This is a genomic window from Paenibacillus sp. FSL K6-4396 (assembly GCF_038002525.1).
Lineage (GTDB): Bacteria > Bacillota > Bacilli > Paenibacillales > Paenibacillaceae > Paenibacillus > Paenibacillus amylolyticus_B.
Genome location: NZ_JBBOCR010000001.1, coordinates 3,698,944 through 3,724,314, shown reverse-complemented (window position 1 = coordinate 3,724,314; position 25,371 = coordinate 3,698,944). Strand labels below are relative to the sequence as shown.

22 protein-coding genes are annotated in these 25,371 nt (G+C 42.1%); 3 read left to right on the top strand and 19 right to left on the bottom strand.

From position 1 onward, the window contains the following. Positions 1-281 precede the first annotated feature (281 nt). From MHB85_RS16105 to MHB85_RS16095, 3 genes are all read right to left on the bottom strand, one after another. Complete coding sequence (locus MHB85_RS16105; protein ID WP_192131444.1) at positions 282-1,946, bottom strand: hypothetical protein; 1,665 nt, start codon at positions 1,944-1,946, stop codon at positions 282-284. A 159-nt stretch (positions 1,947-2,105) separates the two neighbouring features. Beyond that, positions 2,106-2,531, bottom strand: coding sequence for an ATP-binding cassette domain-containing protein (locus MHB85_RS16100; protein WP_223199703.1), 426 nt, complete (start codon positions 2,529-2,531; stop codon positions 2,106-2,108). Further along, the gene (locus MHB85_RS16095) at positions 2,491-2,646 is read right to left on the bottom strand and encodes a hypothetical protein (RefSeq protein ID WP_179198703.1); all 156 of its coding nucleotides are present in this window, start codon (positions 2,644-2,646) and stop codon (positions 2,491-2,493) included. The genes MHB85_RS16100 and MHB85_RS16095 overlap by 41 nt, the downstream gene beginning before the upstream one ends. Positions 2,647-3,096: 450 nt before the next feature. Between MHB85_RS16095 and MHB85_RS16090 the strand changes: the two genes are divergently transcribed. Continuing rightward, the gene (locus MHB85_RS16090) at positions 3,097-4,653 is read left to right on the top strand and encodes a glycine betaine uptake BCCT transporter (RefSeq protein ID WP_091021007.1); all 1,557 of its coding nucleotides are present in this window, start codon (positions 3,097-3,099) and stop codon (positions 4,651-4,653) included. 163 nt (positions 4,654-4,816) lie between these two features. Here the strand turns inward: MHB85_RS16090 and MHB85_RS16085 are convergent, their stop codons facing one another. From MHB85_RS16085 to MHB85_RS16075, 3 genes are all read right to left on the bottom strand, one after another. Continuing rightward, entirely contained in the window at positions 4,817-5,248 is a 432-nt protein-coding gene (locus MHB85_RS16085; protein ID WP_105598877.1) for a universal stress protein, read from the bottom strand. 5 nt (positions 5,249-5,253) lie between these two features. Beyond that, on the bottom strand, positions 5,254-6,486 hold the full coding sequence (locus MHB85_RS16080) for a CynX/NimT family MFS transporter (protein WP_105598876.1): 1,233 nt from the start codon (positions 6,484-6,486) through the stop codon (positions 5,254-5,256). A gap of 214 nt (positions 6,487-6,700) precedes the next feature. Then, on the bottom strand, positions 6,701-7,261 hold the full coding sequence (locus tag MHB85_RS16075) for a helix-turn-helix domain-containing protein (protein ID WP_091021004.1): 561 nt from the start codon (positions 7,259-7,261) through the stop codon (positions 6,701-6,703). A gap of 182 nt (positions 7,262-7,443) precedes the next feature. Between MHB85_RS16075 and MHB85_RS16070 the strand changes: the two genes are divergently transcribed. Next, positions 7,444-8,388 carry an NAD(P)-dependent oxidoreductase gene (locus MHB85_RS16070; RefSeq protein ID WP_222215618.1) on the top strand — a complete coding sequence of 315 codons (945 nt, stop codon included), beginning with the start codon at positions 7,444-7,446 and terminating at the stop codon, positions 8,386-8,388. A gap of 62 nt (positions 8,389-8,450) precedes the next feature. On the opposite strand, the gene MHB85_RS16065 is transcribed toward MHB85_RS16070, so the two are convergent. The 10 genes from MHB85_RS16065 to MHB85_RS16020 form a co-directional block, all read right to left on the bottom strand. After that, positions 8,451-8,669 carry a hypothetical protein gene (locus MHB85_RS16065; protein WP_341073219.1) on the bottom strand — a complete coding sequence of 73 codons (219 nt, stop codon included), beginning with the start codon at positions 8,667-8,669 and terminating at the stop codon, positions 8,451-8,453. Between the two features lie 633 nt (positions 8,670-9,302). Continuing rightward, on the bottom strand, positions 9,303-12,215 hold the full coding sequence (locus MHB85_RS16060) for a hypothetical protein (RefSeq protein WP_341073218.1): 2,913 nt from the start codon (positions 12,213-12,215) through the stop codon (positions 9,303-9,305). A gap of 94 nt (positions 12,216-12,309) precedes the next feature. Continuing rightward, entirely contained in the window at positions 12,310-13,641 is a 1,332-nt protein-coding gene (locus MHB85_RS16055; protein WP_341073217.1) for an ABC transporter substrate-binding protein, read from the bottom strand. Positions 13,642-13,681: 40 nt separating this feature from the next. Beyond that, positions 13,682-14,839, bottom strand: coding sequence for an efflux RND transporter periplasmic adaptor subunit (locus tag MHB85_RS16050; RefSeq protein ID WP_341073216.1), 1,158 nt, complete (start codon positions 14,837-14,839; stop codon positions 13,682-13,684). A gap of 36 nt (positions 14,840-14,875) precedes the next feature. Further along, positions 14,876-15,754: a carbohydrate ABC transporter permease gene (locus tag MHB85_RS16045; protein WP_341073215.1), complete on the bottom strand. Its 879-nt coding sequence runs from the start codon at positions 15,752-15,754 to the stop codon at positions 14,876-14,878. Positions 15,755-15,771: 17 nt separating this feature from the next. Next, positions 15,772-16,638 (bottom strand): carbohydrate ABC transporter permease, encoded by an 867-nt coding sequence (locus MHB85_RS16040; protein WP_210108249.1) that lies wholly within the window; start codon positions 16,636-16,638, stop codon positions 15,772-15,774. 367 nt (positions 16,639-17,005) lie between these two features. Then, complete coding sequence (locus MHB85_RS16035) at positions 17,006-17,158, bottom strand: hypothetical protein (protein ID WP_341073214.1); 153 nt, start codon at positions 17,156-17,158, stop codon at positions 17,006-17,008. A gap of 88 nt (positions 17,159-17,246) precedes the next feature. Next, positions 17,247-17,732, bottom strand: coding sequence for a nitroreductase family protein (locus MHB85_RS16030; RefSeq protein ID WP_341073213.1), 486 nt, complete (start codon positions 17,730-17,732; stop codon positions 17,247-17,249). Between the two features lie 17 nt (positions 17,733-17,749). Beyond that, complete coding sequence (locus MHB85_RS16025; protein WP_341073212.1) at positions 17,750-18,334, bottom strand: nitroreductase family protein; 585 nt, start codon at positions 18,332-18,334, stop codon at positions 17,750-17,752. 11 nt (positions 18,335-18,345) lie between these two features. Beyond that, positions 18,346-18,828 carry a MarR family transcriptional regulator gene (locus tag MHB85_RS16020; RefSeq protein WP_017688279.1) on the bottom strand — a complete coding sequence of 161 codons (483 nt, stop codon included), beginning with the start codon at positions 18,826-18,828 and terminating at the stop codon, positions 18,346-18,348. Positions 18,829-19,214: 386 nt separating this feature from the next. On the opposite strand from MHB85_RS16020, the gene arr reads away from it, so the two are divergent. Next, positions 19,215-19,631, top strand: coding sequence for an NAD(+)--rifampin ADP-ribosyltransferase (gene arr, locus MHB85_RS16015; RefSeq protein WP_341073211.1), 417 nt, complete (start codon positions 19,215-19,217; stop codon positions 19,629-19,631). Positions 19,632-19,751: 120 nt separating this feature from the next. Here arr and MHB85_RS16010 read toward each other — a convergent pair whose 3' ends face one another. From MHB85_RS16010 to MHB85_RS16000, 3 genes are all read right to left on the bottom strand, one after another. Beyond that, the gene (locus MHB85_RS16010) at positions 19,752-23,555 is read right to left on the bottom strand and encodes a GH32 C-terminal domain-containing protein (protein WP_341073210.1); all 3,804 of its coding nucleotides are present in this window, start codon (positions 23,553-23,555) and stop codon (positions 19,752-19,754) included. Between the two features lie 660 nt (positions 23,556-24,215). Continuing rightward, a complete protein-coding gene (locus MHB85_RS16005) occupies positions 24,216-25,109 on the bottom strand; it encodes an alpha/beta fold hydrolase (protein ID WP_105598866.1) in 894 nt (297 codons plus the stop codon). Positions 25,110-25,148: 39 nt separating this feature from the next. Further along, a complete protein-coding gene (locus MHB85_RS16000; protein ID WP_223199700.1) occupies positions 25,149-25,331 on the bottom strand; it encodes a hypothetical protein in 183 nt (60 codons plus the stop codon). Between the last annotated feature and the right edge of the window lie 40 nt (positions 25,332-25,371).

The following is a 25,371-nucleotide window of genomic DNA, read 5'->3' as shown; positions in this document are numbered from 1 at the left end:
TGTGCACAAAGCAACTTTTTTAGCATAATTATCAACATATTTCGTGCTCTGATTCCCATTTTCCTGCAATAAAAAAGGGAAAACATTTATCGCAAAATAACGATTAGATTAAAACAGAAGCAATGTTGCTAATAAACTTGCTGAACATTCAGCCCTTCTCCAACATCCTTTTCTGTTATTTATAATACCTCCTCATAATCAAAAAAAGCATTGAATCTCATCCCTCCTACATTACATAGGCCCTAGTGGGGATTAAGACTCAATGCTTTGGAAACTCCTTCTCATTTCACTCTAAAATTGTTTTGAGCATATTTGGTTACGAGAAGGACAGCAATGGATAGATAGGCTATAGTCAACACGATGATAATAGCGGTTAGTCCCCATAGTGGAGGACCTAGATACATCGCCACAACAAAACTCAATGAAATAAGGCCGTTTACGAATGAGAAAAGAGGACTATTGGTTTCCAACTCAGTGGTATAAGGTTGAATCACATAGTATAACAACAGATGATGTACTGAGAAAAATACAGCCAGTGCAATGGTTGTAACCCAGATAGGAAGTAGTGTACTTATATCTTGTCCTCCAGTTAATACAAGTATAGATACACTTACTACAGCTGCTAAACAAGAACCTAACTTAAGATTTATGCTTAATATACTTCTAAATCGTAACAGAAAATGCTGCTTCGCATGCTGGCGGTAAAATGGATAGCGCATCATCGGCTTATCAACATGGTAGAATAGAGCCTTACAAATCTGGCTACCTACGGTCAGATTTAGCATGAACATAATGATTAAAGGTGAGAATCTTTCAATTGAATCTAGTGAAAGATGATTTTTGAAAATGAGTACCAACAAAGGTAGGAGTATGCCTATGATCATAATAGCCAATAAACGTCTGTGGAACGGTGCACGGAGGAGAGCGGTGTGCCTGGTAACCAAAATTTCGTGTAATTGCTCGTATCCCTTTTTTTCTAATGTGCGCTGCTCGTTGACATGAAGGTTAGACGACGTAGGCCTGCTAAGATCATGTTCTTTTGACTGAACCATTCTCTGTTGAAGATCAGCCATCCGTATTTCTGGATTTAACAATGGATCAGCATGGTTTATTACTGCGCGCACTGCAGATGTGAAATCCGTATGTTTTAGTAAAACATACCCACAGATAGCCCCGAACAACGATATCAGTATCAAAAGCCCCGGTTGATCCAATATCACAGATCCAAATAGAGGAAGGTTTAGTTTTGTGAAGGGAAGGTAAGCAAAAGTCAGTGCCAGCAACATGCTCAAACTCGTAGCCCATATTTTCTGTACAAGAATAATGCCTTTCCATTTAAATAATGCCAAATGTAAAGATTCACATATCACTCGCCAAAAAGTCATCATTCCCACAATCAGCAATGCATGAGGAATTGAAAATTTAAAAAGTACCGCAACCAGAGTCATAGCAATCCCTTGATAGATGAAAAATGTCGTATACCGATAAAATAGCGTAGCTCGCATAAATTTGGTTGGGTTTATCCGCATAAGTCGGATAGATGTATACTTCATTTTGTTTGATTCCAACACTTTTGCACTCGTTACCCCAGCCATTACGCCACTTATGCAAAAATACATGTGAAGAAGAAGGTTAAAATGCTCCGTACGATTAATATTTTCCGTCCATAAGAGCATGGGCAATGCAAACATTCCCACGAAATATAATAAGCTTTCCAATAAACCAACGACAAATAATAAAATAATCGCAATTGCACCAATTGCACGTTTCGTCCGAAAAGCAGCATAAGTTTGTTCACTGATTAAATGAGCAACAAACGGTAAATTATGCGTGAAATAGATCAAACGGTTGACCAGCGTAATCATCTGTAACTGCCATATGCGAGAAATTGTACTAATCATTCCCGTCATCGGCGTTCTCCTTCGTACTTCCGCTTTGGCTTTCATTCCGTAATAATTCAATTACCTGTTCTTCAAAGTCGGGCTGAGTAAGGATTTCGGGTGAAATCTGTGTTAAACTCCCATGATTTAAAATAATTAACTCATCACACAGATCCGTTGCCAATTGCAATATATGGGTCGAGAAAATTAGGATATGATCTTTTTTTAAATCACTTTTTTCATCCCATGCGAGTAATGTTTAATGAGCTTATGTCGGTCATCCTGAGCAATGTGCATCATATCAAACAGGGCATCAATATTGTTTCCTCGTCCTTCAATCACATCTACGTTAACATCGATGAAAAAACGTACAAATTCATATCCTGTCAGAAATTCTGGTAACAGTGGCAAAGAGTAAACGTATCCTACATCATCCATTTCCAAGTCACGCGTTTTAGATCCGTTGACAAGTTTCATTTTGCCGCCATCCACTTGGATCTCGCCACCTAAACAATTGAATAACGTTGTTTTTCCGACGCCATTGCGCCCAAGAAGGCCATAGATCTTTCCCTTTTCAAATTGAAAACTTAAATTGGCTAATACTTTTTTTTCACCAAAACTCTTCTCTACATTTTGTAAGACCAATTTCATTTATTTGTTCCTCGCTTTCAAACCAATTCATTTTTTGTTTACCTGGAATTTCAATAAAACCGTACATGCCGTTGTTCACGTTATTATTCATATCTAATAATTGTTTAGTTTTCATCCGTATCAATCCCTTCAATTTTTTCATAAAAGGATAAGAAGTAATATCCCTTTAATAGGTGAATCGTGTCACTTGACCAATATAACTAATATTGGAAGTAGACAATCACTCTAAACTAGAATTCTATTTTGAACGTTATAACTCCTTGTATTTACAGATAAAAGTCTATGTGATACAACAAAAAGCCGCAAAAATAGCGACCATAATGGGTATTCGTTCTTATGCATAAAATAATTATGCTCGGATTCTGAATTAATACAAATATCCTAATTAAATCCTGAATCTTTGTCACTAATTCCTCACTAAAAAGGGAACGAATAAACCGACGGGTGTTTCATTACACTGCAGTTTGTTTTAAGTTATCAAAAGCTAGCTTTCCGAAATATTACAAGTCGGACTAGCACATACTAAGGAACAGTTGGCTGAAGCTTACATAACGGAGGTCTCATCATGGTATTTACAATCACAATTATCATCGTTGCACTATTTGCAATATGGGGAGCCGTCGCTCCTGATCAGCTGGCGGATGTGGCTAATGTTGCCTACAACTTCTCTATTCAGAATTTTGGCTGGTTTTATTTGCTAGCGACACTGTTCTTCCTGGTCTTTGCTTTTTATCTGGCGTTCAGCCGATTTGGCGGTATTAGGCTTGGGGATGACGATGATGAGCCGGAGTATTCTACGCTTTCCTGGCTGTCCATGCTGTTTAGCGCTGGTATGGGCATTGGGCTGGTTTTTTGGGGAGTAGCTGAACCGCTATCCCACTATTTATCTGCCCCTGAGGGGGCGGTACCCGAAACAACGCAAGCAGCCATACTTTCAATGCGTTATTCCTTTTTCCACTGGGGGCTGCATCCTTGGGCTATCTATACCGTCATCGGCCTAGCGCTTGCTTACTTCCAGTTCCGGAAAGGATACAAAGGGCTGATCAGTTCCACCTTTATTCCTCTGATAGGTGAGCGTCTTGCTGCAGGCTGGCTTGGAAAGGTCATTGATATTCTGGCGGTCATTTCCACCATCTTTGGTGTTGCGACCTCGCTTGGGCTGGGTGCACTTCAGATCGGCGGGGGTCTGAATCACTTATTCGGTATTCCTAACTCGACTCTGTCTCAGGTTGTCATTATCATAGTTGTAACCGTACTGTTTTTGATCTCGGCAACCACCGGTCTGGATAAAGGGATTAAGATTCTGAGCAACACCAACCTCGTTATAGCTGTGCTATTGATGATGTTTGTATTAGTGACTGGTCCGACTTCTTTCATATTTGACACATTCACGACGACCTTGGGCAGTTACATGCAGAACATTATTAACATGAGTTTGAGACTGACCCCGTTCTCAAGAGAAACCTGGATTGGAGCATGGACGTTATTTTACTGGGCATGGTGGATCTCGTGGGCTCCTTTTGTCGGCACTTTTATCGCAAGGGTATCCAGAGGAAGAACCATAAAGGAATTTGTAATTTACGTCATGGTTATTCCAAGTCTTTTCGGATTTATCTGGTTCTCCGTCTTTGGCGGAACAGGACTTCACATGGAATTGTTCAATGCCGCTCATCTGGCGGAGGCTGTCAAGGAAGATACAACAACCGCTTTATTCCTTATGCTGGAGCAGCTGCCTTTGGGCACGATCGTGGCATTCATCGCCACAATGCTGATCATGATCTTCTTTATTACGTCGGCTGATTCAGCTACCTTTGTACTGGGCATGCTTACTTCAGATGGCAAGCTGGACCCAAGTGCAAGAGTGAAATTAACCTGGGGAATCATGCAGTCCTCTATCGCGGTAGTACTGCTAATCAGCGGGGGGTTAACTGGCCTCCAGACGGCATCCATTGTAACCGCATTGCCGTTCGCTATTGTCCTTATTGGTATGTGTTTCTCCCTGCTCAAGGCTCTAAAGGCTGAGGACAAAGAGCGCCGTCAGAAGGAAAAACGGCAGCGCCAAAAGCTGAAACGACTGCTGGAGGAACAAGAAATCTCGCTGAATGAAATTTCCGGCAGGTAATGTATACTTGATGTTAAAACGAACAAAAGCCCGCGTTTTTGCGGGCTTTTTATTATTTCATGGTATTGAGTTTTTGAGATCTGTCATGAATTCTGTTTGAACCCCAAGCGGAATGATTTCTAACACTTATTTATACTATTAACGTTCTCCAGTTCCTAGAGGGTTAATGTACAATGAGGACCGGGCAACTTGATAGCTGTGAAACCTTGTGGCTGACACTTCCAAGCATCATTTCTTTTATGCCCCTTAGCCCACGGCTTCCGATAATAACAAGTTGCTGCTCGGTATCCCTTGCATAATTCAATATTTCATGCCCGGGATCTCCCTTAAGATGAACAGTTTCCGGGTTAATTCCCGCAGACTTTAATTTAGATTTGGCTTGATACAACTGTTCCAAACTCGCTTTCTCCATTTCGTTCATTATGTCTTCCAGAAAATTCTCTGGTAAAAACGTCATGCCGATCGGCACATAACTCTGGCTAACATGAACCAAGGTAACTTGAACTTGTTTATTTTGGGCTATTTCAACGGTTGCATCAAGGAGTTTGTTCGTTATTTCACCTTTATCAATGGCGACCAGAATTTTGTCAAACATAGTTATCATCCTTTCCGTGAGATTTCGTATCTATTTTGACTACCTACAACACGATTACTCGCTGCTCCGATACCAACTAAAAAGAGTAAGACCGAAGCCCCAAGAAGAATGAAAAGTGGCAGGTTCCAACTATTTGTTGCATCGTGCAGATATCCTATAAGGGCTGGACCGATTGCGGCAAGAAGATATCCGATCGATTGGGCCATGCCAGATAGTTCCGCTGCTTGATGCGCATTTTCAGTGCGCAATCCGAAAAACATCATGGCCAAACTAAAGGCGAAACCTCCACCAATTCCGAGTATGACGATCCACAACAGAATGACATTGGAACTTCCGTAAAGAAGTCCGAGTGTCCCCGTCAAAAGCAAAATGGTTGTGATGATTACTAACAAACGTTGGTTAGACATACGCCCAGCAATAACAGGGACAATAAAGGTAAATGGAAGCATCGCTAACTGCATGATCGAGAGGTACCAGCCTGATTGGTTGGATTCAATTCCTTGCTGCTTTAAAATTTCGGGCAACCATGCGATCAACACATAGAAAACCATGGACTGTATCCCCATAAAGATTGTTACTTGCCAGGCAAGCGGAGATCGCCAGACATTCACATCGTTGCTGGCCATCTGTTGACTCGTCTTGGCTGTTTGGTTCGTTTGATTTCTTAATTGGGGTAACCAACACAGGATCGATACAAAGCTTAGTATCCCCCATACCGCAAGTGCTCCTTGCCATTTTAGCCCTCCGTTTATGGCTAGCGGTACACTGACTCCCGAAGCGATTGCCCCAGATAAATTCATTGAAATGGAGTAAACGCCTGTCATGGATCCAATTTTATTTGGGAAATCCCGTTTAATTATACTGGGCAATAATACATTACAAACGGCAATGGCGAATCCAAGAACTGCTGTTCCAATAAAGAGATTAGCTGCGCCAGATAAAGATCGTATTACAATACCAACAGTCAGAAAGATTAGGGCAATCAAAATGATACGCTCAACCCCATACCTCCGTCCTAATTTTGGTACAAGAGGTGATAATAAAGCAAAAGCAAGCAAGGGTACCGTTGTGATCAGACCTGCTAATGTATTTGAAATATGAACGTCATCCCTTATAAAACCCACTAAAGGACCAACTGAGGTTAAGGGAGTACGTAAATTAGCTGCAATAACAATAATGCCGAGAATGATCAGCGCTGCAGAGGCTGGCACGAATTTATTATTTTGTTTATTCGGCATTCTTCATTTCTCCTTCCTGAATTATTACGTCTTATTTTTGCTATTTGTTGGCTGAAAACTTTGCTATAACATCCGCGCGAATAATAAAAGTATAGTATAATATACTTTAATAAACAATAATTATTTTATGATATACTAAAATTGAATAAAAAATACAACTCTGAATTCCCGTCATGGAATTCGGAGTTGCATTTAATAAGTGAATTTTCGACGACTAGAAACCATATTTTAAGGAAATATGGAGCACTGTTTCGTTATTCGTATGATTGGTATAAGCGTGCGGATAATCTGCACGAAAACTGATCGTATCATATTGATTCAATGTGTAAATCTCTCCATTGACTTGTAACTCGATGGAACCCGTCATTACTGTCGCAATTTCAGTGGTATTCACATGGTGACCTTCAGGGTAATACGAGCTATTTGGCTGTAAGTAAGCCCGACACATTTCAATATCGTTGCTTTTAAAGACGGGTTCAATGATCCAATTTTTCTCATCATTAGAAAACCGCAGTCCCTCCCCTGCTCGATACAAACTAACAGGTTTCTCTGATGTGAACAAAGCCAATAGCGGTAAAGATATACCTTTTGAAATTTTCCATATGATGGCCAAAGTTGGATTTGTCTCACCACGTTCGATATTCCCCAGAGTAAGTTTGCTTACGCCCGTTAATTCTGATAAGTCGTCTAAGGTCATGTTTTTTTCTTTTCTATACTTTTTTAATGCACCGCCGATTTGTAGTACAATTTGTTTTGACTCATCGATTTCATCCATTTGATATTCACCTCAATAAAAAACTATATAGCTAGTATATTGTTTATCTAGATTCTTTTCCATTCCAATTCAATAGAACTTGGCGAGATTTTCTTGATAAAATTGTATTAAAAGGATAAAATGACGTGCATCAACCGGGTTTTATTCGAAGAACGGTATAGCTTATGAAAGGTGGCTTAGCAATGAAAATTCTCATCGTTGGCTATTTTAGCGAGACCTCAAAATCAAATATTGCAAGGTGTTTTCCGCAAGATTGGAACGTTGTAATTGTTCCGCCCGGAAAAGAAATGTTGGATCATATTGAAGATAGCCAGGTAATCATCCCTGAACATATTAAAGTGGATCACAGTCTGCTTTCTAACGCAAAAAAATTAAAATTGGTACAGACGGGTGCAGGATTTGATAATGTGGATGTCCCTGCCTGTACACAGCGCGGCATTTGGGTGGCCAATGCTGGAGGAGTGAATGCACAGGCAGTGGCCGAGCATGTAATGGCACTGATATTGTCTTATTATAAAAACATACCGTTTCTTGATACTTTCATGAAAAACAAGATGGATGAAAATCAATTGGACTATGCAGGGAGTGAGTTAAAAGGAAAAACGATTGGAATTATCGGTTTGGGTGCTATTGGAAAAAAAGTAGCTTCGTTTTGCAGGGTTTTTGATATGAATGTGCTGGCGAATGCGAAAAATGCCACTGTACAATCGGACGCTTTTGTGAAAATGACGGACTTCGATACTCTTGTAAGCACATCGGACATCGTCAGTGTACATGTACCCTTGAATCAGCAAACCAAACAGCTGATCAACAAAGCGGCATTCAAAAAAATGAAAAATACCACTCTTTTTATCAATACAGCCCGCGGCGGCATTGTCAACGAAAGAGACTTGATTGATGCATTAAAAAACGGGGATATTTCAGGCGCATGCCTGGATGTGTTTGAATCTGAACCGCTTCCGATTGACAGTGAGCTCCGGAATCTGGGTAATGTGATACTTACTCCCCATACAGCAGGAATGCCTGATGGTCGGAAATTTCATAAAACAAGATATGATTTCTTTATAAAGAATATAAGACGTGTAGAAAATGGTGAAGAGCCTGAAAGCAAGCTCAATCAGTTATGATGTTTTGGTGCAGCGGCCCCTTTCCTTTCACTTCAATCCATTTTTAAAATTTTGTCTCTTGTTTACGCAAGGTTACAATCCAGACAACTGAAAAATTGTTCAACAAAAAAATCACCATATATTTTCTTCATCTGCGCTGTGTTAAATATATATTGTTCCATTTGCTCAAGCTTGCGCAGACTGCGTATCAGTACTTTCCGATCATCGTCAGATAGATTAGGGTCATCGTCTATCTTCGTCAGAGCATTTTTCACACGTGCGGATACCTGTTCAACATACAAATGGTTTTTGGATTTTGGCGGAATACATTTCGTCAGATCACAGCTTACAAAACGAACAGCGTCTAGGATGCAGTTTTCAAAATTGGCGATTAGCTTTTGTTGGCCATTTCCCTCAAACGTAATATCCACTAGCTTGCCGGTAAAGGAACAATTGACGATATTCGCCGCTTGTAAAATCCGGTCATTGAATCTACATTTATAAAAAGTACAGTCGATACATTTGAGTTTATTATGGTCATACCGCTTATCGTTTCGTGTTCGTACCTGACAATATCAGAAAATAATTCGTTGTTTACTGACATATCCGACTCAAGTCTTCTCATCCCTATCACCCTATCAGTCCCTCGACATGAATTGTTATTACTAATATAAGTTCCCTACTTTGAGTCAGGCATGGAACGCAACTCCATGATTAGTCTCTGTCATACCTGTGATTGTACTGCCATTCTCCTTCTTCATACAATGCAGGTTGACCGTATCTGGGATACGAACTTGTACCGATAAAATAAAAAGTCGCCTAAAATAGTGACCTTGATGGGAGTATGTTCTTGTCCGTCGACAAAAAACATCTCCGAAAATATAGTATCATATCTTCAGAGATGTTGTCCTTCAATAGCATGTGTATTATTATTTTTATTCGCTATCTGGTTTATTCTCCTGCTCTTCATATATGAATGGATAGACTTGACTTCCGAGCAACATTCTTCGCCCTTGGAACTCATCATACAGATTGATTCGAACTGTCCCACTTGTTACGATTTTGCTTAAGTTGGTATTCAAGTTCATGAAGTATGATTTATTGTTGCCAACGGTTAAATCGGTACCGAGTGTTAATATCTTCTCTATGGATTTCGCGCTCGGATCAATGACTTCCATAATGAGCTTATGGTCAGTAGAACCTGTCTCATAATCTCCATTTCTTAAGAGATCATAATAAATAACGATATTAAGCATATCTTTCCCTGCGCTAAGCGTCCCCTCACCTCTCGTAATGTTGAGCTGATACGGAAACAATTCCACATGTTGCAGGTTCGTTGCTGGTTGTACAACTCTAGGGCTAAGTGCTAAACGAACAGTATTAATAGAGCCCGTGAGTTCATCCCCGACATCTGCCATCTTTCCATTCGCAACCCCTTCTCCGACATACAGTTCAAGCTGCGAAGTATTCACATTTAGTGGAAGCTTGCTCCAGACCGTCACCAGGTTTTTCCCTTTCGGACTGGTCTTGGCGGACGATTGGCTGACCTCTGCCTCAAAATACTCGTTATCTGGTGTTTTGTAGTAAGCAACTAACTGTGACTGCTTGGATTGCCGTTTTTCCTGGTTGGTCATTTCCAGTTCCGTGTACATTAGATTGGACTTAGCATCATGGTAAATGGTGGTCAAGCGTTCACGGACTTCTGTTTTCTTGCCTGGAGTATGGATGGGATAAGCGTCGCCTGCAGGAACCAGGCTCATAGCGTTGTTGAACGGGTTGAAGTTCAACGACAGAAATTTAGTAACGTCTTCGCCTGCTGTTTCCTGGAGCTCAATTCGTAATTGATTGAAATTATACGAATACGGCATGTTAGCAAGGACATAGAGTTCCGCGGTTTCATTGGGCGCCAAGGTCGTTTGGTTATCCTGTACCACGATTTGGCCTGTACTACTGAGATCCCGCATTCCAGCATTTATTGCTGCTTTCAGCACAGGCAGCTGCACGGTCGTCGTTTTGGTATTACGAATGCTGATTCGGGCTACGATCTGATCTTTATCTCCCCATGGCAGCCGCTGATATGAGCTAAGCTTCACGCCAAATGTCCCGTGACTATTCTCAATGATATCTTCTAAGCCCGGATGGCTTTTGCCTTCTTGAGCATATGGAACTTTATAAAGTGCCGTCGGGAAGCTAATCTTCCCTTCCGTAGCAGGCTCCGTCAATTGCAGCTGCAGCGTATTCTGTTTCATATGCAATGGCACATCTACATCCAGATCAATAAGCTTCTCCTCCATCGGCTTCAGGGTAACATGGTCAATTGCCTTGGCGTTCACCGGAATGCTGTAGCCTTCATCCGTATTAATAGAAAGCTCATAAGCTGGCAGCTTCACGGATTTTTCACCGAGATTTTTAATGCGGAATTGAATATTCCATTTGCCAGTATTGTTCTCAGTATATACAGAAGCATATTTCAGCTGCGTTTCAATCGTTTGATGGCTCATCGAAATTTTTCTGATGCCATAATCCGGCACAGGCTTATCAGCGGTAACAGCTGGCAGCTTGAAGGTTTTTACGGGTAGCATCATGTTCAACGTTTCGTCTTCTTGCGTAAATTGCATCGTCATAAGTTCTGCTTTAAGGTTGGATGGAACCTCTGCTAAATAATATATCGTTCGTTTCTGCCCTGGCTGGATCTTGAAGCTGCTCCCTGTATCATCCTCAGTCACAAGATCGAATACTGAGCCCCCGGCCGATTTCAGTTGTGCTTTATATCCGGGATCGCTTAGTACCTTCTTGCCCCCGTTTGCATATTGAACGGCCACTCTCATGTATACTTTTCCATTATGATTCATTCGCTGCATCCGTTCCGCCTTGACCGTGACTGGCTGCTGTTTCATCATGATCTTGGTGCTTTTACCCTGCACTACAGCAACATCCGGGGCTGCATCGGGAAGGTTGAACGATTGCACTGGGATCTGGATCTTCAATACTTCATCTTCCTGCGCAAGCTGCAGAGTCATGCCATGTGTCTTCATCGTGGAGGGTATCTCAGCCCAATAACTGATGACTCTGCTCTCCTGAGACTGAAGCTTGTAGCCTGAGCTGGCTGAATCGGGTACAAGCTGAAATGTTGAACCGCCCGCTGACCTTAGATATGCTTTATATCCAGGGTCACTCAGCATTTTGGTTCCTCCGTTTGAGAGCCTGAGTCCCAATTGAACATACACTTTTCCATTAATTTTATACCTCTGCAAGGTATCCACCTTGGCTGTAACAGGAAGATTATTTATTGTGATCTTTTTGCTCTTACCCATCGGAATTACAGATGAGTACTGGGCAGGAACCGTGAATTGTCCCAGCTTTTTCTGATAATTTGTACTGTTAAAATCCCATCCGAACATGGAAATTTTGATCCCATTGACCTTTGTCGAGTTTCCAATGTTTGCATAGTACGTCACAGACAGGCTGCTTTTCGCAGGCACCGTTCGTTTATCAGCATCACGGGTCACTGCTTTTCCTTTTATAGTCGTACCACTCGGCGTAGAAACCTTGGAAAAATAATCGATAAGATCCATTCTATTGCCGCTGCTGTTACTGTAACGAAGCGTATATATGAGAATACTTCCACCTGGCTGAGTAAAAACATCCATCTCCGTCAGCTTTACATGGACGCTCTGCTTCAACGAAACTGAGCCCAGTTGATCTAATGTCAGACCTGACGTGGCTACAGTAGATTTGGAAACGAGGTGATCAGTCGTGGATGCCCCGTATACGTCAAGGGCCATGAAATGACCCAACACGGCGGCAGTGAGTAGTATTGTCACATATGTTTTTTTCGGCCTATACATGAATCTACCTCCCTGTATAAAAAGACATTTGCCCGCTTTTCATTCTGTGAAGCAGGAAGCATCGCACGAATGCAGGCTGCTTCCCGCCATTTACCTATTCGTTTAGATAAGTTGTGACCCGGTTTTGGATCAGTTTGGCTACTTCCTCGGCAGTTTTCTGTCCGCTGAAGAATGCAACGGACTCTTCTCCGGCAATACTTAACACTTTAACATCCAGATCTACATATTGATCGGCGGTTTGAACAACTTGTTTAAACACGGCGAACTGTTCATCCGATACTTTTGCCATCTCCCCATTTGGAAGCTTGTATTCGCCATTTTTAACTTTTTCTCGAAGATTATCAATCTTATTTTCATTCACGGATTTAAGCATCGAGAATCCTTCTCGATCTTGTAACATTTGCACTTCTTCCGACAATAAGAAGCTGATGAAATTCCAGGCCTCATCCTTTACGGGCGATTTGGCATGGATTGCGAACTGTTTTATAGTAGATACTCGCGAGCCTTTTCGATCTCCGGTTTCTCCCGCCTGCGGTGATTGCAGCAGCTTGGGGTGATCAAAAAGCATGTAGGGACCTTCGATAAAATCAATTGGCGACGTAATTGATGTGGAATTGAACATTTGATTGCCCGGCTTTGCTTCTTCCGATGTCACAATCTTTTCGTCGTACATTTGTTTAACCTGCTCGAACAGATTCACAAATTCGGGAGAATCGAATGTTGCCTTTTTGGCCGAAGGATCGACAAATGCAGCGTAGTTCTCAACAAGCATCTCCTGAAAGAGGAGTTCCGGCGGGTAGGACGCTAAGGCATAAAGCTTATCGGTACCACTTTTCTTTTGAATTACTTCCTTTGAAACCTTCTCAAACTCCTTCCAGTTCCAGGTCTTATCATCAAACTTAACATTAGCGTTGCTCAGCATTTCCCCATCTCCTACAAATGCTCGTAACCTGTACCCCAAAGGTACGGTATACATTCCATCATTCACCTTCAAACCGTCCAAAATATTCATTTGCAAATCGTCTTTATCCAATGTCTGATCTTTATTGAGCAAGTCGTTCATGTCGAGAAGAAAACCTTTGCTTACATATTCTTTCAACGGTAGGTCATCAACTTCAATGATATCCATGCTTTTTCCCGATAACATGGCTGTATTCATAGAATTCCGATACTTCTCGTATTCCCCTGATCCCCATTGTTCTCCCGTCTTATATGCATTGATCTGAAGATCGATGTCCGGGTATTTCTCTTCGAATTTTTTCTCCACTGTTTGATAGAATGGGGTCGACTCTGTCACAGACAGGGTAAGCACTGTTTTTCCATCTTTCGATGTCACTTTATCTGCTGTACTACTTCCCCCTGAACTGCATGCGGTTAAACTCGTGATAATAGCCCCCATAGAAAGGAGCAAAAGCCATTTTTTCATTGTAAAATTCCTCCTGAACTCTTCTTATTGTTACGTCTCACTATTCCAAGCGGATACGGTCACCATCTTGCAGAGGCTCGCTACTGTTCAGAATGATCTTATCCTCTGCGTAGATGATGTCGGTTTGGATCATCGTTTCTTTGTCATTCTTCTCGCTGGACTCAATCTTGACTTTGCGAACAACAAATACATTACCAAGTGCCCCCGGCTTCTCCTCGACTACAAAAACATAAGTGCCTTCCCGGTCCTGATGAATAGCTTCATTGGAAACAAGCAGCCCTTGATCGAGAGAACTTTTCTCGATTTTAATCCGAGCCTGCTCACCTCCCTTCAGTTCGGCATTGAGGAGCTTAATACGAAGGATCTTTTGCGGGATGGTTACCATCCCCGCTCCTTTATCAGAGGCTCCCTCTATAAGTGGCTCCCTATTAATGATTTCTTCAATGATGCCATCCATGCTGTTGGCTTGCCGCTTTTGATCTGTATCTACCTCTACCTTGACCTGTTCTCCGATGGATACCCCTAACCTGGATAAACGCTTTGCATCCGCATTAACCTCGAACTTGTAACCTTCCCCGCTGTTCGAGACAATGATATCCGGTTCGCCTGCGGAAGCCAGTCCTTCTACCGCGTTCAACTTCGTTATAATACCGTCGAACGGAGCGGTCAGTACCTGATCTTTGGACAGTTTTTCTCTCATTTCGTTGATCTTGCGCTCCTGCGCAGCAATATCAAGTTTGCCTTTTTCAATTTCACGTTGTGCGCTGCGCAGCTTAAGTTCATCTTCTTCGAGGGACGATTGGATGAATTGGTCCTGAAGATTCTGCTGCTCGATCTTCTGCTTATCCAGATTTGTTACTTCAAGTTCAATTTCTTGTTTTGTCGATTGACTATCATAGGTGATAAGCTTCTGTCCTTTCTTTACACGTTCGCCTTCTTTCACAAGAATCTGCTGAGTCTTCCGTTCTGTTGAACCGGATAACTTGGCTTCAGCAATCGGCTGAAGGATTCCGCTACCTTCAATAACTAACTGAATGTCTCCCATTTTGGGCTGCTCCGTAGTCACTTTCGGTAAGGTCAGCGATTGCAGCGTATTGCTAAACAATGTGAAGAGCAGCAGCAATCCCATAAAGCTTATGAACACGACTACAATAATTCGCTTTCGTCTTTGCTCAGCAGCCCCTGTATTTAACTCCATATCCTTTCTTCTCCTCCCAAAACCAGCACTGAAAAGTTAACCTTTAACTCCGGATAATTGAATACCCTCAATGAAATACGACTCCGCATACAGAAATACCATCACCATCGGGGCCATATAGAGCATGGATGCAGCAAAAGCGATACCCTTGTCACTTTGATTAATCGTAGATAAAAAGACGGACAGCGGCTGCTTGAACGGGTCGTCTAAAAAAATAAGAGGCTGTTCCACCATGTTCCAATAATCAACGAAGAGCAAAATCACAAGTGCGGCTAATCCTGGCTTGATCATCGGAACAATCATCGTAACAAATATCCTTAAATGTCCTGCTCCGTCCATTTTGGCAGCTTCAATATAGGCGTAGGGAATGTCCAGCATGAATTGTCTGAGCATAAACACGCCAAAAGCTGCGAAGATGCCAGGAAGAATGATAGCACTTGTAGTATTCAGCATCCCAAGCATATCGACCATAATGTAATTGGGTACCAGCGTGACTTGGAATGGCATGAGCATCGTCATGACATATACCAAAAACATAGAGTCCCGGCCGCGAAATTTTAGCTTGGAGAATGCATAGGCAGCCAGAGCCGCAACAAGAGTCTGACCTACAATAATCGGTACGACCATGAACACCGAATTCCAGAACATCATCAGATATTTCGGGTTGTCGAGAAATACCTTGCCGTACTGTGCAAAGGACACCTTATCCGGTATCAGTTTCAAGTTTGCAAATACACCATCTCTACCGACGGCTGATTCATTCATTTGCCCGATGAGACCATAATTGATCCCAATTTCCAGTACTGTCATCATAGAATTTGTGAATATAATCACAATAGGTGATATTAAGATCAAGGCAATAACACTCAGGATGAATGTTAACACACCATTTTTCAATATGTAGACTATTCGCACAGACTTTGCTTCACCTCCTATTCCATGTACTGCCGATGCCGACGCTCCATCGCAAACAGAGCTAGAACAACCAGCAGTATACTGACAAACATCAAGGATGCCGCTGCGGTTAGTTTCTGAATGTCGAGTGATATGAACATATTGTTCATATAGTGCTGCATCATGTAAATACTGTCATGGGGATAGTCGCCTGCAATCAGATACGTTTCCCGAAACACTTTAAATGAGTTAATAATGGACATAATCACTACAAAAAACATCGTTGAAGTCAGATAAACCAGTGTAACACTCCGAAATTGCCGTAAACGACCTGCACCTTCAATACGAGCCGTTTCATAGTAATCCTTCGGTATTTGCTGAAGCCCGGCAAGGAATAAGATAACGTTGTAACCTATGTTCTTCCATATATAGACCATAATCACGACTATACGTGCCGATTCGGATTTCATCCAATCCACCCGTCCGTATCCGAAACTATCCAGCCAGGCGTTAAGGGACCCATTCCAATCAAAAAGGATCTGCCAAATCATGATGATCGAGGCGGTGGGCACAACAAGCGGCATCACATAAGCTGTTCGAAGCCATTTTTGGATATAGACATTTTTATGCAGAAGCATCGCGAGCCCCAATGACAGCAGGATCATAAGTGGAACACTGATCGTAGTGAAGTATAACGTGTTGGAAGCTGCTTTGAGGAAAGAAGCACTTCCGAGCAGCTCACGATAATTATCGAGTCCCACAAAATGACCGTCTACCGAATGGCTCATAAACGAATAATACACGCCCATGGCAAACGGGATAAGGTAAAATAGTGCAAATCCGATGCCGCTTGGCACAAGGAAGAACATGGCCGCCGAAGCATCCTTACGGAGCCATTTATTCATGGTTTTCTAAATTCCTCCTTTCACTGTTAACTTTAGTCTTTCATTCTGTTTCCTGTTTTGCCTCCTTTCCACTCATTTTAGAAAAGAGTGTTTAAGAAAATAGTGGTAAGATATTAAAAAATTCTAAAGTTTCTTACTGATTTTTCGGTTTCGTGAACAGCTTAACGAATTAAAGGGAAAATAAAGATTAGATACGCCTAATAGGCACTTGGTAGAAGTTCTTGCACCGCGGCATCACTTTACTTTTTTTCTATTCTTATTTCATCTAGGCATGCATTTTTTCAATGCATAATGATACAGAAAAAAACCTCAGCCGGGTTAACCGAGCTGAGGTTTTTTTAACTTTCTAGCAGGTCTCGCGTATGTTTTATTTAATAACTTCAACCTTTTTATCCCCTGCTGACTTCGCTACTTCTAACGTTGTTGTACCTTGAATAGCGACTATTACGCCAGTAGCCAGCATAGAAACGATTAAAGCTGCACTGAGTGCTGTGGACATTTTCTTCTTGCCCCTAATCATACCTCCTATATTTATTATGTAATAAGCGGCTCAAGACGATGACGAACCGAGGTTTTCCATTTGGAGTCTCATCCCATCATCTCCACCTCTACAGCAGTTCAAAATGAAGTTGAGTCTCAGGTAACTCCGTATTCCCTTTCCACTGATTTGCACCGTATCCCAATTCCAGAACCGCAGCAATGCGCTCGTTACTCAGTACACCAAACATTTCAGTACGGCTCGGGTCGTACATCCAGTCATGCAAGGTACAACGCACGCCCAGACTTTGCTCATGAGCCAGCAAGCGGAAATTCTGAATTAGGCAGCAGACAGCCGCAAAGTCTTCTTCTCGCTTATGTTGATCCGCCTCTTCCTTCACCAAGACCAGAAGATATGCAGGGGCAGGCTCCTGTAATCCCTGCATGATGTCCCCATACCGGTTATCAGCAAAGATGAATCGCCATGGCTCTCGGAGGCCATCATTTGGCGCCCATACGGCATGATTGAGCATTTCAAGGATTAGATCCTGCGATACCGGTTGTTCCAAAAACTCACTCGGACCGTCCATGTCTCCTTCGAGATCTGACAATTTCATTTTCATATCCTCCTCTTCTATGTAGACTGTCCTCGCAATACGGTCCACTTTTGCTCGGCTGGTGTCCTTTTCCGACTTCTTGGCGCTTTGTCGTAATATCCTATATGAAGAATCCCAACAAATCTTTCATCCTCACGTAAGCCAATACCATTGAAGAACCCTTCATGCTGAATCATGGACTCTGTATCCCACAACATGCCTAACCCTCGTTCCCAGCCCAGCAGTTGGAAGCTCTGCATCACCCCGCAGGCAGCCGCATAATTACGGTCATTGGTCAGACGATTCGGTCCTACAGTCGACATAACAATGACGTGGGCAGGAATATCGGTAAATCTCTTTTTAAAAACATCCAGAAGTTTCCCGGGAATCAGCTTGCCGAACTTGCTCTGTGACATCTGTTCCAGCATGCAGTCCACCAACCGTTTGCGCGCTTCCGGCGTTCCGGCATATACTACACGCCACGAGCCAGACTCAACAAATGGTTGAAGCCGTATAGCCTTACGCAGTAATTCTACAATTAACTCCTGGTCCACCGGCGTAGAGTTACATTTACGAATACTCCTGCGCTCCCTGATCAATTCCGCCAGACTCAAATGTTTCACTCTCCTTTGTTCTATCTGGATTCAATATTTATACTGCTGTCTTGAAGAAATTGATGGATTACTTTTAGCTCCGTTTCCGAATATTTGTCGAGAGTACGATAGAAGCGTTCTGCCTCATGTATATGCAGACGTTCATGCAGTTCAAAGATTTTTTTGCCTTGCGGTGACAACCGGAAATAGCTCTCCTTTTTGTTGTCATTCATTTTCGTGCGTTTGACGAATCCTTCCTCCAGCAGTTTGTTGCCAATTTTGGTGATACTTGCTTTGGACAAATTCATCGCCTCGGCAATACCCGTGTTGTTAATGGGCTCATGCTTGCCTATGCAATCTATCATATGAACCGCGGTCAAATGCTGAGGGATTTTCTCGATGCTTTCTCGCTGGGCGATACTTAGGAAATGCTCGATTTCTGTATCCTTGTGGTTCTCATACACATGTAAAAAACGGATAAATTGGTCATAAAGCAACTGTTTTGTTCGATCTTTTGAGATCATTCTTTGATCGCTCCTTATTTACTTGTAAACAAAAAAATCATTTTAAAAAATGGGGTTTTTCTAAATAAATTCTTATATTTAGTTTACTTGTTAACAATATATCATGAATGATAATGCTTATCAACTAGATATTCTATTCTGGCATTACAACACTACTCTATAATCAGAGACCTGCCTTGAACGAATTATCTTTTAAGCTGCTCGTTAGTTAAAAAAAAAACAGCCGATCATGCTGATCGGCTGCCTTCTTAAACTTGGGTTATTGGACTCAGTATCATTCTCTCTACTTAAATTATACCGTTATTTTTTATTTTTTTATAGACTGTTTTTTTTGAAATTCCTACACTATACTGCTAAATACAATACTAAAAAAGAGGTGGATCAGTATGGATGACAAAAAAGTGATCATAGATCAAGGTCCTTTTTTTCATGGTACAAAAGCAGAACTGCAAATTGGTGATTTATTAGAACCACAGTTCTTATCAAATTACCAAGATAAAAATTCTAACCATATATACTTTACTGCAACATTAAATGCTGCCAAATGGGGTGCTGAATTGGCAAGATCTAATGCAAAAGAAAGAATCTACATTGTAGAACCATTAGGAGATTTTGAAAGTGATCCGAATGTAACTGATAAAAGGTTTCCTGGAAACCCAACACGTTCATATCGATCTAAATCGCCACTTAAAATAGTAGCTGAATTAGCTTCATGGGAAAGACACACTGAAGAAGAGATTAATCACATGATTACATCTTTGAGAAAACTAAGTGAAGAAGGAAAAAATATAATATATGATTGATTCCTCTCGTTAAAAGAAAAAAGCCGCTATAATAGCGACTTGAATAGAACAATGTTCCTGTCCCGCGGTACTTCTTTATTGGAATATCTATGAGATATGCCATTATGCAATAAATTTTAATTACTTCGTTAATATCCATTTTTGTCGATCAAGTGATGGATTCAGTTCATTTAGGAAGAGTTCGGTCCCATCTTCCGATACTTCTAATGCTTTTTGATGATGAACAGAAGTAATATGAACTGATCCGTCTTTGTTCTGGTGAAGGACCCAACGCTGGTTGTTGTACCCTAAGTAATGATATAGCTGAAGTTTGTTTTGCCCTATATCCAGATCAAGTGTCTGACCGGCCGTAGTACGAATTGAATACGAACCTGCTTCGTCGCCTGTCGGAACAAATACCCACTTCTGGACGGAAGCCGCACTTGCATCTTGCAAGGCAACCGGTTCCCCGTTGACAAGGTTCACTGTATAAATGGATTTCTGTGTTGCGGCATTTACAAGGCTGGACTTGGTGATGTTTGCAGGTTCAACGTTGCTAACATTGACGTTCTGATAAGATGCGGAGCCGCCAAATACATGGAGTCCAAAGTGGCCCTCTGCAAAAGTACCATCCATGATATCTATGACTTTTTGACTGTCCACGTGAACGACAATATGCGGACCATTCGCTTCTATTTTCACCTTATACGTTTGACCTGGCTGAATGAAGGTTGGTACTTTTGCAAGAACCTGCCGTTCTTCAAATCCTCCATTGATTTTATAGAACAGACGGATTGCCTTCATGTTAGGGTCTAGATTCAGATAATAACCACTGCGACCATCTTCGCTAGCCCTGAACAAAATAGAACCTGCCCCTCCTGTTTCACTGAGCATCATGTCTGCTTCATACGTAAAATTCCCAGCCTTCTCTTTGGCAATATAATTCGCATCGCTAAAATATTTACCACGAATCCCATGTTCACTAACCAACCATGAAGCAGCAGATAGATCTTTTGTCCATCCACTGAGGTTTGTCCGGAACTCGCCACCTATGACTTTAACGAGCACACTAGTGGAAGTTTTACCATTCGGAGTAGATACAGTGACTGTGGACTCCCCTTCTTTTTTTGCCTTAATAACTGCGTGTGATTTGTCTGTCAAGTCTATGGTTATTACTTCGTTATTACTGGAATTCCACTTAAGCGGTTGAACGCCTAAACCTGGTCCGTACTCAACCATCGCCTGCAGTGTATCCGACTCGCCTACCCCCAGTTCCCGAACGCTCGTATCCATCTTTATTTGAGCTTTTGAAGGAATGTCCTCATTCCAGACAGATTCAAGTTGATGCACTTTCAAGGAAACAACGTTCACATTCCCACCTTTTACGTAAAAACTCATTGCTCTACTAGCAGGATCCGGAAATATAACATCTGAAAAGACGACTTTGCCGTCGTTACCAAAGGCTTCAAGGGAAGACTCATCCACAAGAATACGCATCTTGATCCGATTATTCTCCATTTGCGTAGGTGCTTCATGTTTCTTACTGAAAAGGTTAGAAAAATCCGTTTCGCCCGATGCAGTTCGGTCCACAAACATACGACTATCGCTTGTCTTATAACCCACGACCGTCTTCTGATCTGCACCCTCACGAATGTTAAAGCCAAACTCGGTCACTGTGCTGGTTTCAGGGATTTCAATTTCAGCTTCAATTTCGTAAGCACCTGAAATAATACCTTTTAGCAGATTCCCGGAAGAAGGGCTCACCGACTTGTTAGAAGCAGAATACAAAGGTTTACGCAGTGATTCCAATTCTTTGATTGGACTTTGCACCATACGAATTCCATCTTCGGTCGTTACCAATGATACTTCTCTCGGGATGGTTAGTTCACCTTTCCAATTGGACGTTGGGAAAGCAAACGGATAGTCCCAATTCGTCATCCACGCCATCATCACTGTGCGATGATCAGGCATGTTAGCGAAAGACATCGAAGCGTAAAATTCTTTACCAAAATCTGTTCTTAGCACCTTACCCGCCGGATTATCGTTCACGAATTTACCATCAGCTGTTAAATGACCGATAAAATACTCGGCATCTGATCCGCCTGTTTTGGGATTCGCTCCTGTACTGATCATCATAACCCACTTCTTCTGTGACGTTCCGTCTACCGGAAGCTGGAACAAATCAGGGCATTCCCATACGCCTCCGCGGACGTAATCCCCATATCCCCAATTATCTGTCAATGTCCAGTCAAGTAAATTCGTTGAGGTGTAGAAACGAATATGATCTCCTCCGGACACAACCATAACCCAGCGGTTATTCTCGTCATCACGGATCACTTTCGGATCGCGAAAATCCCAATTCCCAACTTCATTTCCGCTCTTACCTGGGTTTTCGATCACAATCGGGCGTTCCTTCGAATACTCCCAAGTACGGCCTAGGTCTTTACTGTAGGCCAAACCTATACGCTGGTTCCCATTTGGGCTATCCGGATTAAAGGAAGTGTAGTATGCAATAAGGCCCTTGCCTCCTGAATCTCCGAATAAACCAGATGCATTTGTCATATCCGCAACAGCCGACCCAGACCAGACATGTCCGTGATCATTCCAGGGAAGTGCAATCGGAAGCCGTTTCCAGTTCAGCATATCTTTACTTACCGCATGCGCCCATGTTCCCCCATCCTGATGGAAGAGATGATATTCTCCTTCGAAGTAGACAAGTCCATTCGGATCACTCGCTGAACCACGTATTGGTGTGTAGTGATATTGTGGACGATATATCTCATTGTAATATTGGCTCTGTTCTGTCACATAAGTATCCTGAAAGTAAGCCGTTCCCTTTTTTACGACGATTCCAGTACTTCCACTTCTGTAGGTTGAATCTTTCACGTCAATCGCGGCCGTAGTGTACCCGTCCAGGAAGACCTGAATTCGATCTCCCTTTGCCTTGATTTCCACATGATGTTTGGCTCCCATCTGACTCGGATAAGTACGTTGCGAACTTGCAATCACTGTTCCTTTTGTATTCGTCAAACTTACACGGACCTGATCTCCTTCCTTCGTAAGAGTAGCTTCATATCCTTCAGCTCCATCGCTTGAAGATCGAAATGCGAGAGCTGCAATAGAATCAGGACGAAGGGTAATATTCCCTTCATAGACCATATCAGTTGCCTCTTTATTATAGATTTGCTGTGCTTTGCTCTCCTGTTCTACCGTCCCTCTTTTTCCGTTGATATCAGGCTGCCATTTTCCCTTGTTAGAAAGCACCGTACCCAAATTACCTTTCAGATCGCTCACCACGATGTTCGAAAACAAGGCGGATCCATCCCATACATGGAGTCCAAGCTTACCGCTTTGATACGAAATGTCTTGAACATCAATTAATGGTTTATATTGATTGCCCCAATATACTTTTAGCGAGGAACCCACTGCCTTCACTTTGAGATGATAGATTTGCCCCATTTCAACAGAAACTTTACTCTCCTCCTTTAATCTCCCATCTCCATTTCTTGCATCTCTTAACCGAATCAGACCTGCGTCCGGAACGATTTGCAGCATGTATGAGCTAAAGCCATCCTCATTAGATCGAAACAACAATGTTGCATCTGCCTTCGTATCCCTGATCATGACATCAGCTTCATAGATAAAATCATCGGACACGGTCTCTGAGATGGCCATTACATTTTCTTTAGGCTGTGAAGTTAGCAAGATTCCTTCTGAAGTATTCTCTAATCCTCCTTTTCCTTTCAAATGCCAGCCTATCAGATTGGTATTTGATTTGGATGCGCTTTCAAAAATATCAAGCTCCTCCTTTGTCTGTTTATTTGTTTCCTGATCAGCGAGTACAGCACTAGACGCAATTGATTTAGATGTAAAAATACCGTTTGAAGTCAGAGTTAATCCCGTTGCCATCAGAAGACATATTGCGAATTTAGATTTATCGTTCATTCCATACCCTCTTTTCTAATAGAATCGTAAAAGGTGTCTAAAAAATACATTCCTTCTTAACAAAATAATCCACTCATCTTCATTTGTCAAAGTTTTTTTGGACGAATGAACATTTAATTATATATTAATATCTATTTAAGTTTACATTTGCACAATTTATGACTGATTATTTGAAAATAACAACTTTTATTTAAGTTGATCTAATCATTTCTTTATTTTTTAAAAACAAAATGATTACAAATGTAAATTAAAGATGGCTATTGAAAAGCGCTTATTCGGCAGTCAGTGCATCTCCTTAATTTTGAATTCGAATGTTGCATCCTGCGTTACATTCTCGATTTCATGCTCATCGAATGAATTATTGGATTATGGTCTTGTCCTTGGCTCGGGACAAGAACTTGTACCGATAAAATAAAAAAGCCGCTATATTAGCGACTTCAATGGGACCATGCTCTTGCCCCACGACATTACTTGGATTTGCACTATTCTTAGACAGCTTGCAAAATTTGTTTCGATATATTCCATGGCACTATTCATAATGATAAGGGTTCCTCGCGATAGCTGAAGCGGTAAGTTTTGGTACAGTTCACTGTGTCATCGTAGGAAAACTTCTTTTCGAAAGCTGAAGAACCATTTTAAAAGAATTGAGGGCGCTTACCATCAGCGCCCTCGCCGGGCTGTCCGTACGATTCCATCTACAACAGTTTCAAACAATGGTGCCGGCAGATCATGTCCCATGCCATTAAGTAACATAAATTCTGCACCAGAGATGGATTGAGCCGTATCTTGTCCGCATGCTGGCACAAACATAGGGTCTTCCACCCCGTGGATTACTAAAGATGGAACCTTCACTTTTGCAAGTTGTGGACGACGGTCTCCAGAAACTGCAATAGCTGCAATTTGCCGCCCAATACTCCCCGGATCATAAGCTCGCCGAACCTCTTCTCGAATCATTAAACGATATTCGTTCTCTTCAAATGGATAACCCGTACCCGCAATACGTGTGGCAAAAGCTACACTATGAGCTAAGTACATAGCTTCATCCTTCATCGGGTTTGGTGCTGGCCGAGTCATTAACGCCATTACATCAGGCGATGTTGGTGGAAGTTCGGGATTTCCTGTTGTTGACATGATGGAAGTAAGCGAGAGAACCCGCTCCGGATATCGGCTGGCAACAAGCTGGGCAATTATGCCGCCCATCGAACGTCCAACGACATGTGCATTTTTTATCCCCAGGGCATCTAACAATCCAATTGTATCATCAGACATGTCATCAAGTGTGTATGGAATAACCGGGAGTTGTCCCGACATGAGTGTTTTAGCAAGTGCTTCAAAATCCAATGTGTCGTGATGGCTAAAGTGTGTGGATAAACCCGTGTCCCGATTGTCAAAACGAATTACTCTATATCCCCGGGTCGCCAGCATTTCACAAAATGGAACGGTCCAACGGATCATCTGGGTACCGAGCCCCGCAATCAACAGAATGGTTTCATCCGTTTCGCTGCCATAACTGTCATAGGCGAGTTCTATGCCGTTGGCTCTTAACATATTCATTGTTATGTTCTCCTTACACTTAATTTTATGGTAACTCTGTTATGGGCAATGGTCGAGAATCTTCAATGGCGGCAGTTCGCCGTCCAGTCCCTTCCAAGTAGGATACATGATTTGAAAAGGCCAGGAACGACGCTGTGTTGCTCTGACGAACATGACAAAATCCCAATGTTCAGTTTCGGGACCAGTTTTAGTCGGTTCAATGTAACGAGATGATTCAGTCACGTTACATACCCCACTTTCCTTCTTTATCTGCTGTTGTGAA

What these genes read in the sequence shown, in the direction of transcription:
- MHB85_RS16020 (WP_017688279.1), bottom strand. Translation starts at nt 18,828, where the DNA reads ATGATCTCAAAAGATCGAACAAAACAGTTGCTTTATGACCAATTTATC.
- arr (WP_341073211.1), top strand. Translation starts at nt 19,215, where the DNA reads ATGGATGACAAAAAAGTGATCATAGATCAAGGTCCTTTTTTTCATGGT.
- MHB85_RS16040 (WP_210108249.1), bottom strand. Translation starts at nt 16,638, where the DNA reads ATGAATAAATGGCTCCGTAAGGATGCTTCGGCGGCCATGTTCTTCCTT.
- MHB85_RS16085 (WP_105598877.1), bottom strand. Translation starts at nt 5,248, where the DNA reads ATGTTTGACAAAATTCTGGTCGCCATTGATAAAGGTGAAATAACGAAC.
- MHB85_RS16010 (WP_341073210.1), bottom strand. Translation starts at nt 23,555, where the DNA reads ATGAACGATAAATCTAAATTCGCAATATGTCTTCTGATGGCAACGGGA.
- MHB85_RS16095 (WP_179198703.1), bottom strand. Translation starts at nt 2,646, where the DNA reads ATGAAAACTAAACAATTATTAGATATGAATAATAACGTGAACAACGGC.
- MHB85_RS16105 (WP_192131444.1), bottom strand. Translation starts at nt 1,946, where the DNA reads ATGAAAGCCAAAGCGGAAGTACGAAGGAGAACGCCGATGACGGGAATG.
- MHB85_RS16090 (WP_091021007.1), top strand. Translation starts at nt 3,097, where the DNA reads ATGGTATTTACAATCACAATTATCATCGTTGCACTATTTGCAATATGG.
- MHB85_RS16005 (WP_105598866.1), bottom strand. Translation starts at nt 25,109, where the DNA reads ATGAATATGTTAAGAGCCAACGGCATAGAACTCGCCTATGACAGTTAT.
- MHB85_RS16100 (WP_223199703.1), bottom strand. Translation starts at nt 2,531, where the DNA reads ATGAAATTGGTCTTACAAAATGTAGAGAAGAGTTTTGGTGAAAAAAAA.
- MHB85_RS16075 (WP_091021004.1), bottom strand. Translation starts at nt 7,261, where the DNA reads ATGGATGAAATCGATGAGTCAAAACAAATTGTACTACAAATCGGCGGT.
- MHB85_RS16060 (WP_341073218.1), bottom strand. Translation starts at nt 12,215, where the DNA reads ATGTATAGGCCGAAAAAAACATATGTGACAATACTACTCACTGCCGCC.
- MHB85_RS16055 (WP_341073217.1), bottom strand. Translation starts at nt 13,641, where the DNA reads ATGAAAAAATGGCTTTTGCTCCTTTCTATGGGGGCTATTATCACGAGT.
- MHB85_RS16035 (WP_341073214.1), bottom strand. Translation starts at nt 17,158, where the DNA reads ATGATTAGGGGCAAGAAGAAAATGTCCACAGCACTCAGTGCAGCTTTA.
- MHB85_RS16080 (WP_105598876.1), bottom strand. Translation starts at nt 6,486, where the DNA reads ATGCCGAATAAACAAAATAATAAATTCGTGCCAGCCTCTGCAGCGCTG.
- MHB85_RS16050 (WP_341073216.1), bottom strand. Translation starts at nt 14,839, where the DNA reads ATGGAGTTAAATACAGGGGCTGCTGAGCAAAGACGAAAGCGAATTATT.
- MHB85_RS16070 (WP_222215618.1), top strand. Translation starts at nt 7,444, where the DNA reads ATGAAAATTCTCATCGTTGGCTATTTTAGCGAGACCTCAAAATCAAAT.
- MHB85_RS16030 (WP_341073213.1), bottom strand. Translation starts at nt 17,732, where the DNA reads ATGAAATTGTCAGATCTCGAAGGAGACATGGACGGTCCGAGTGAGTTT.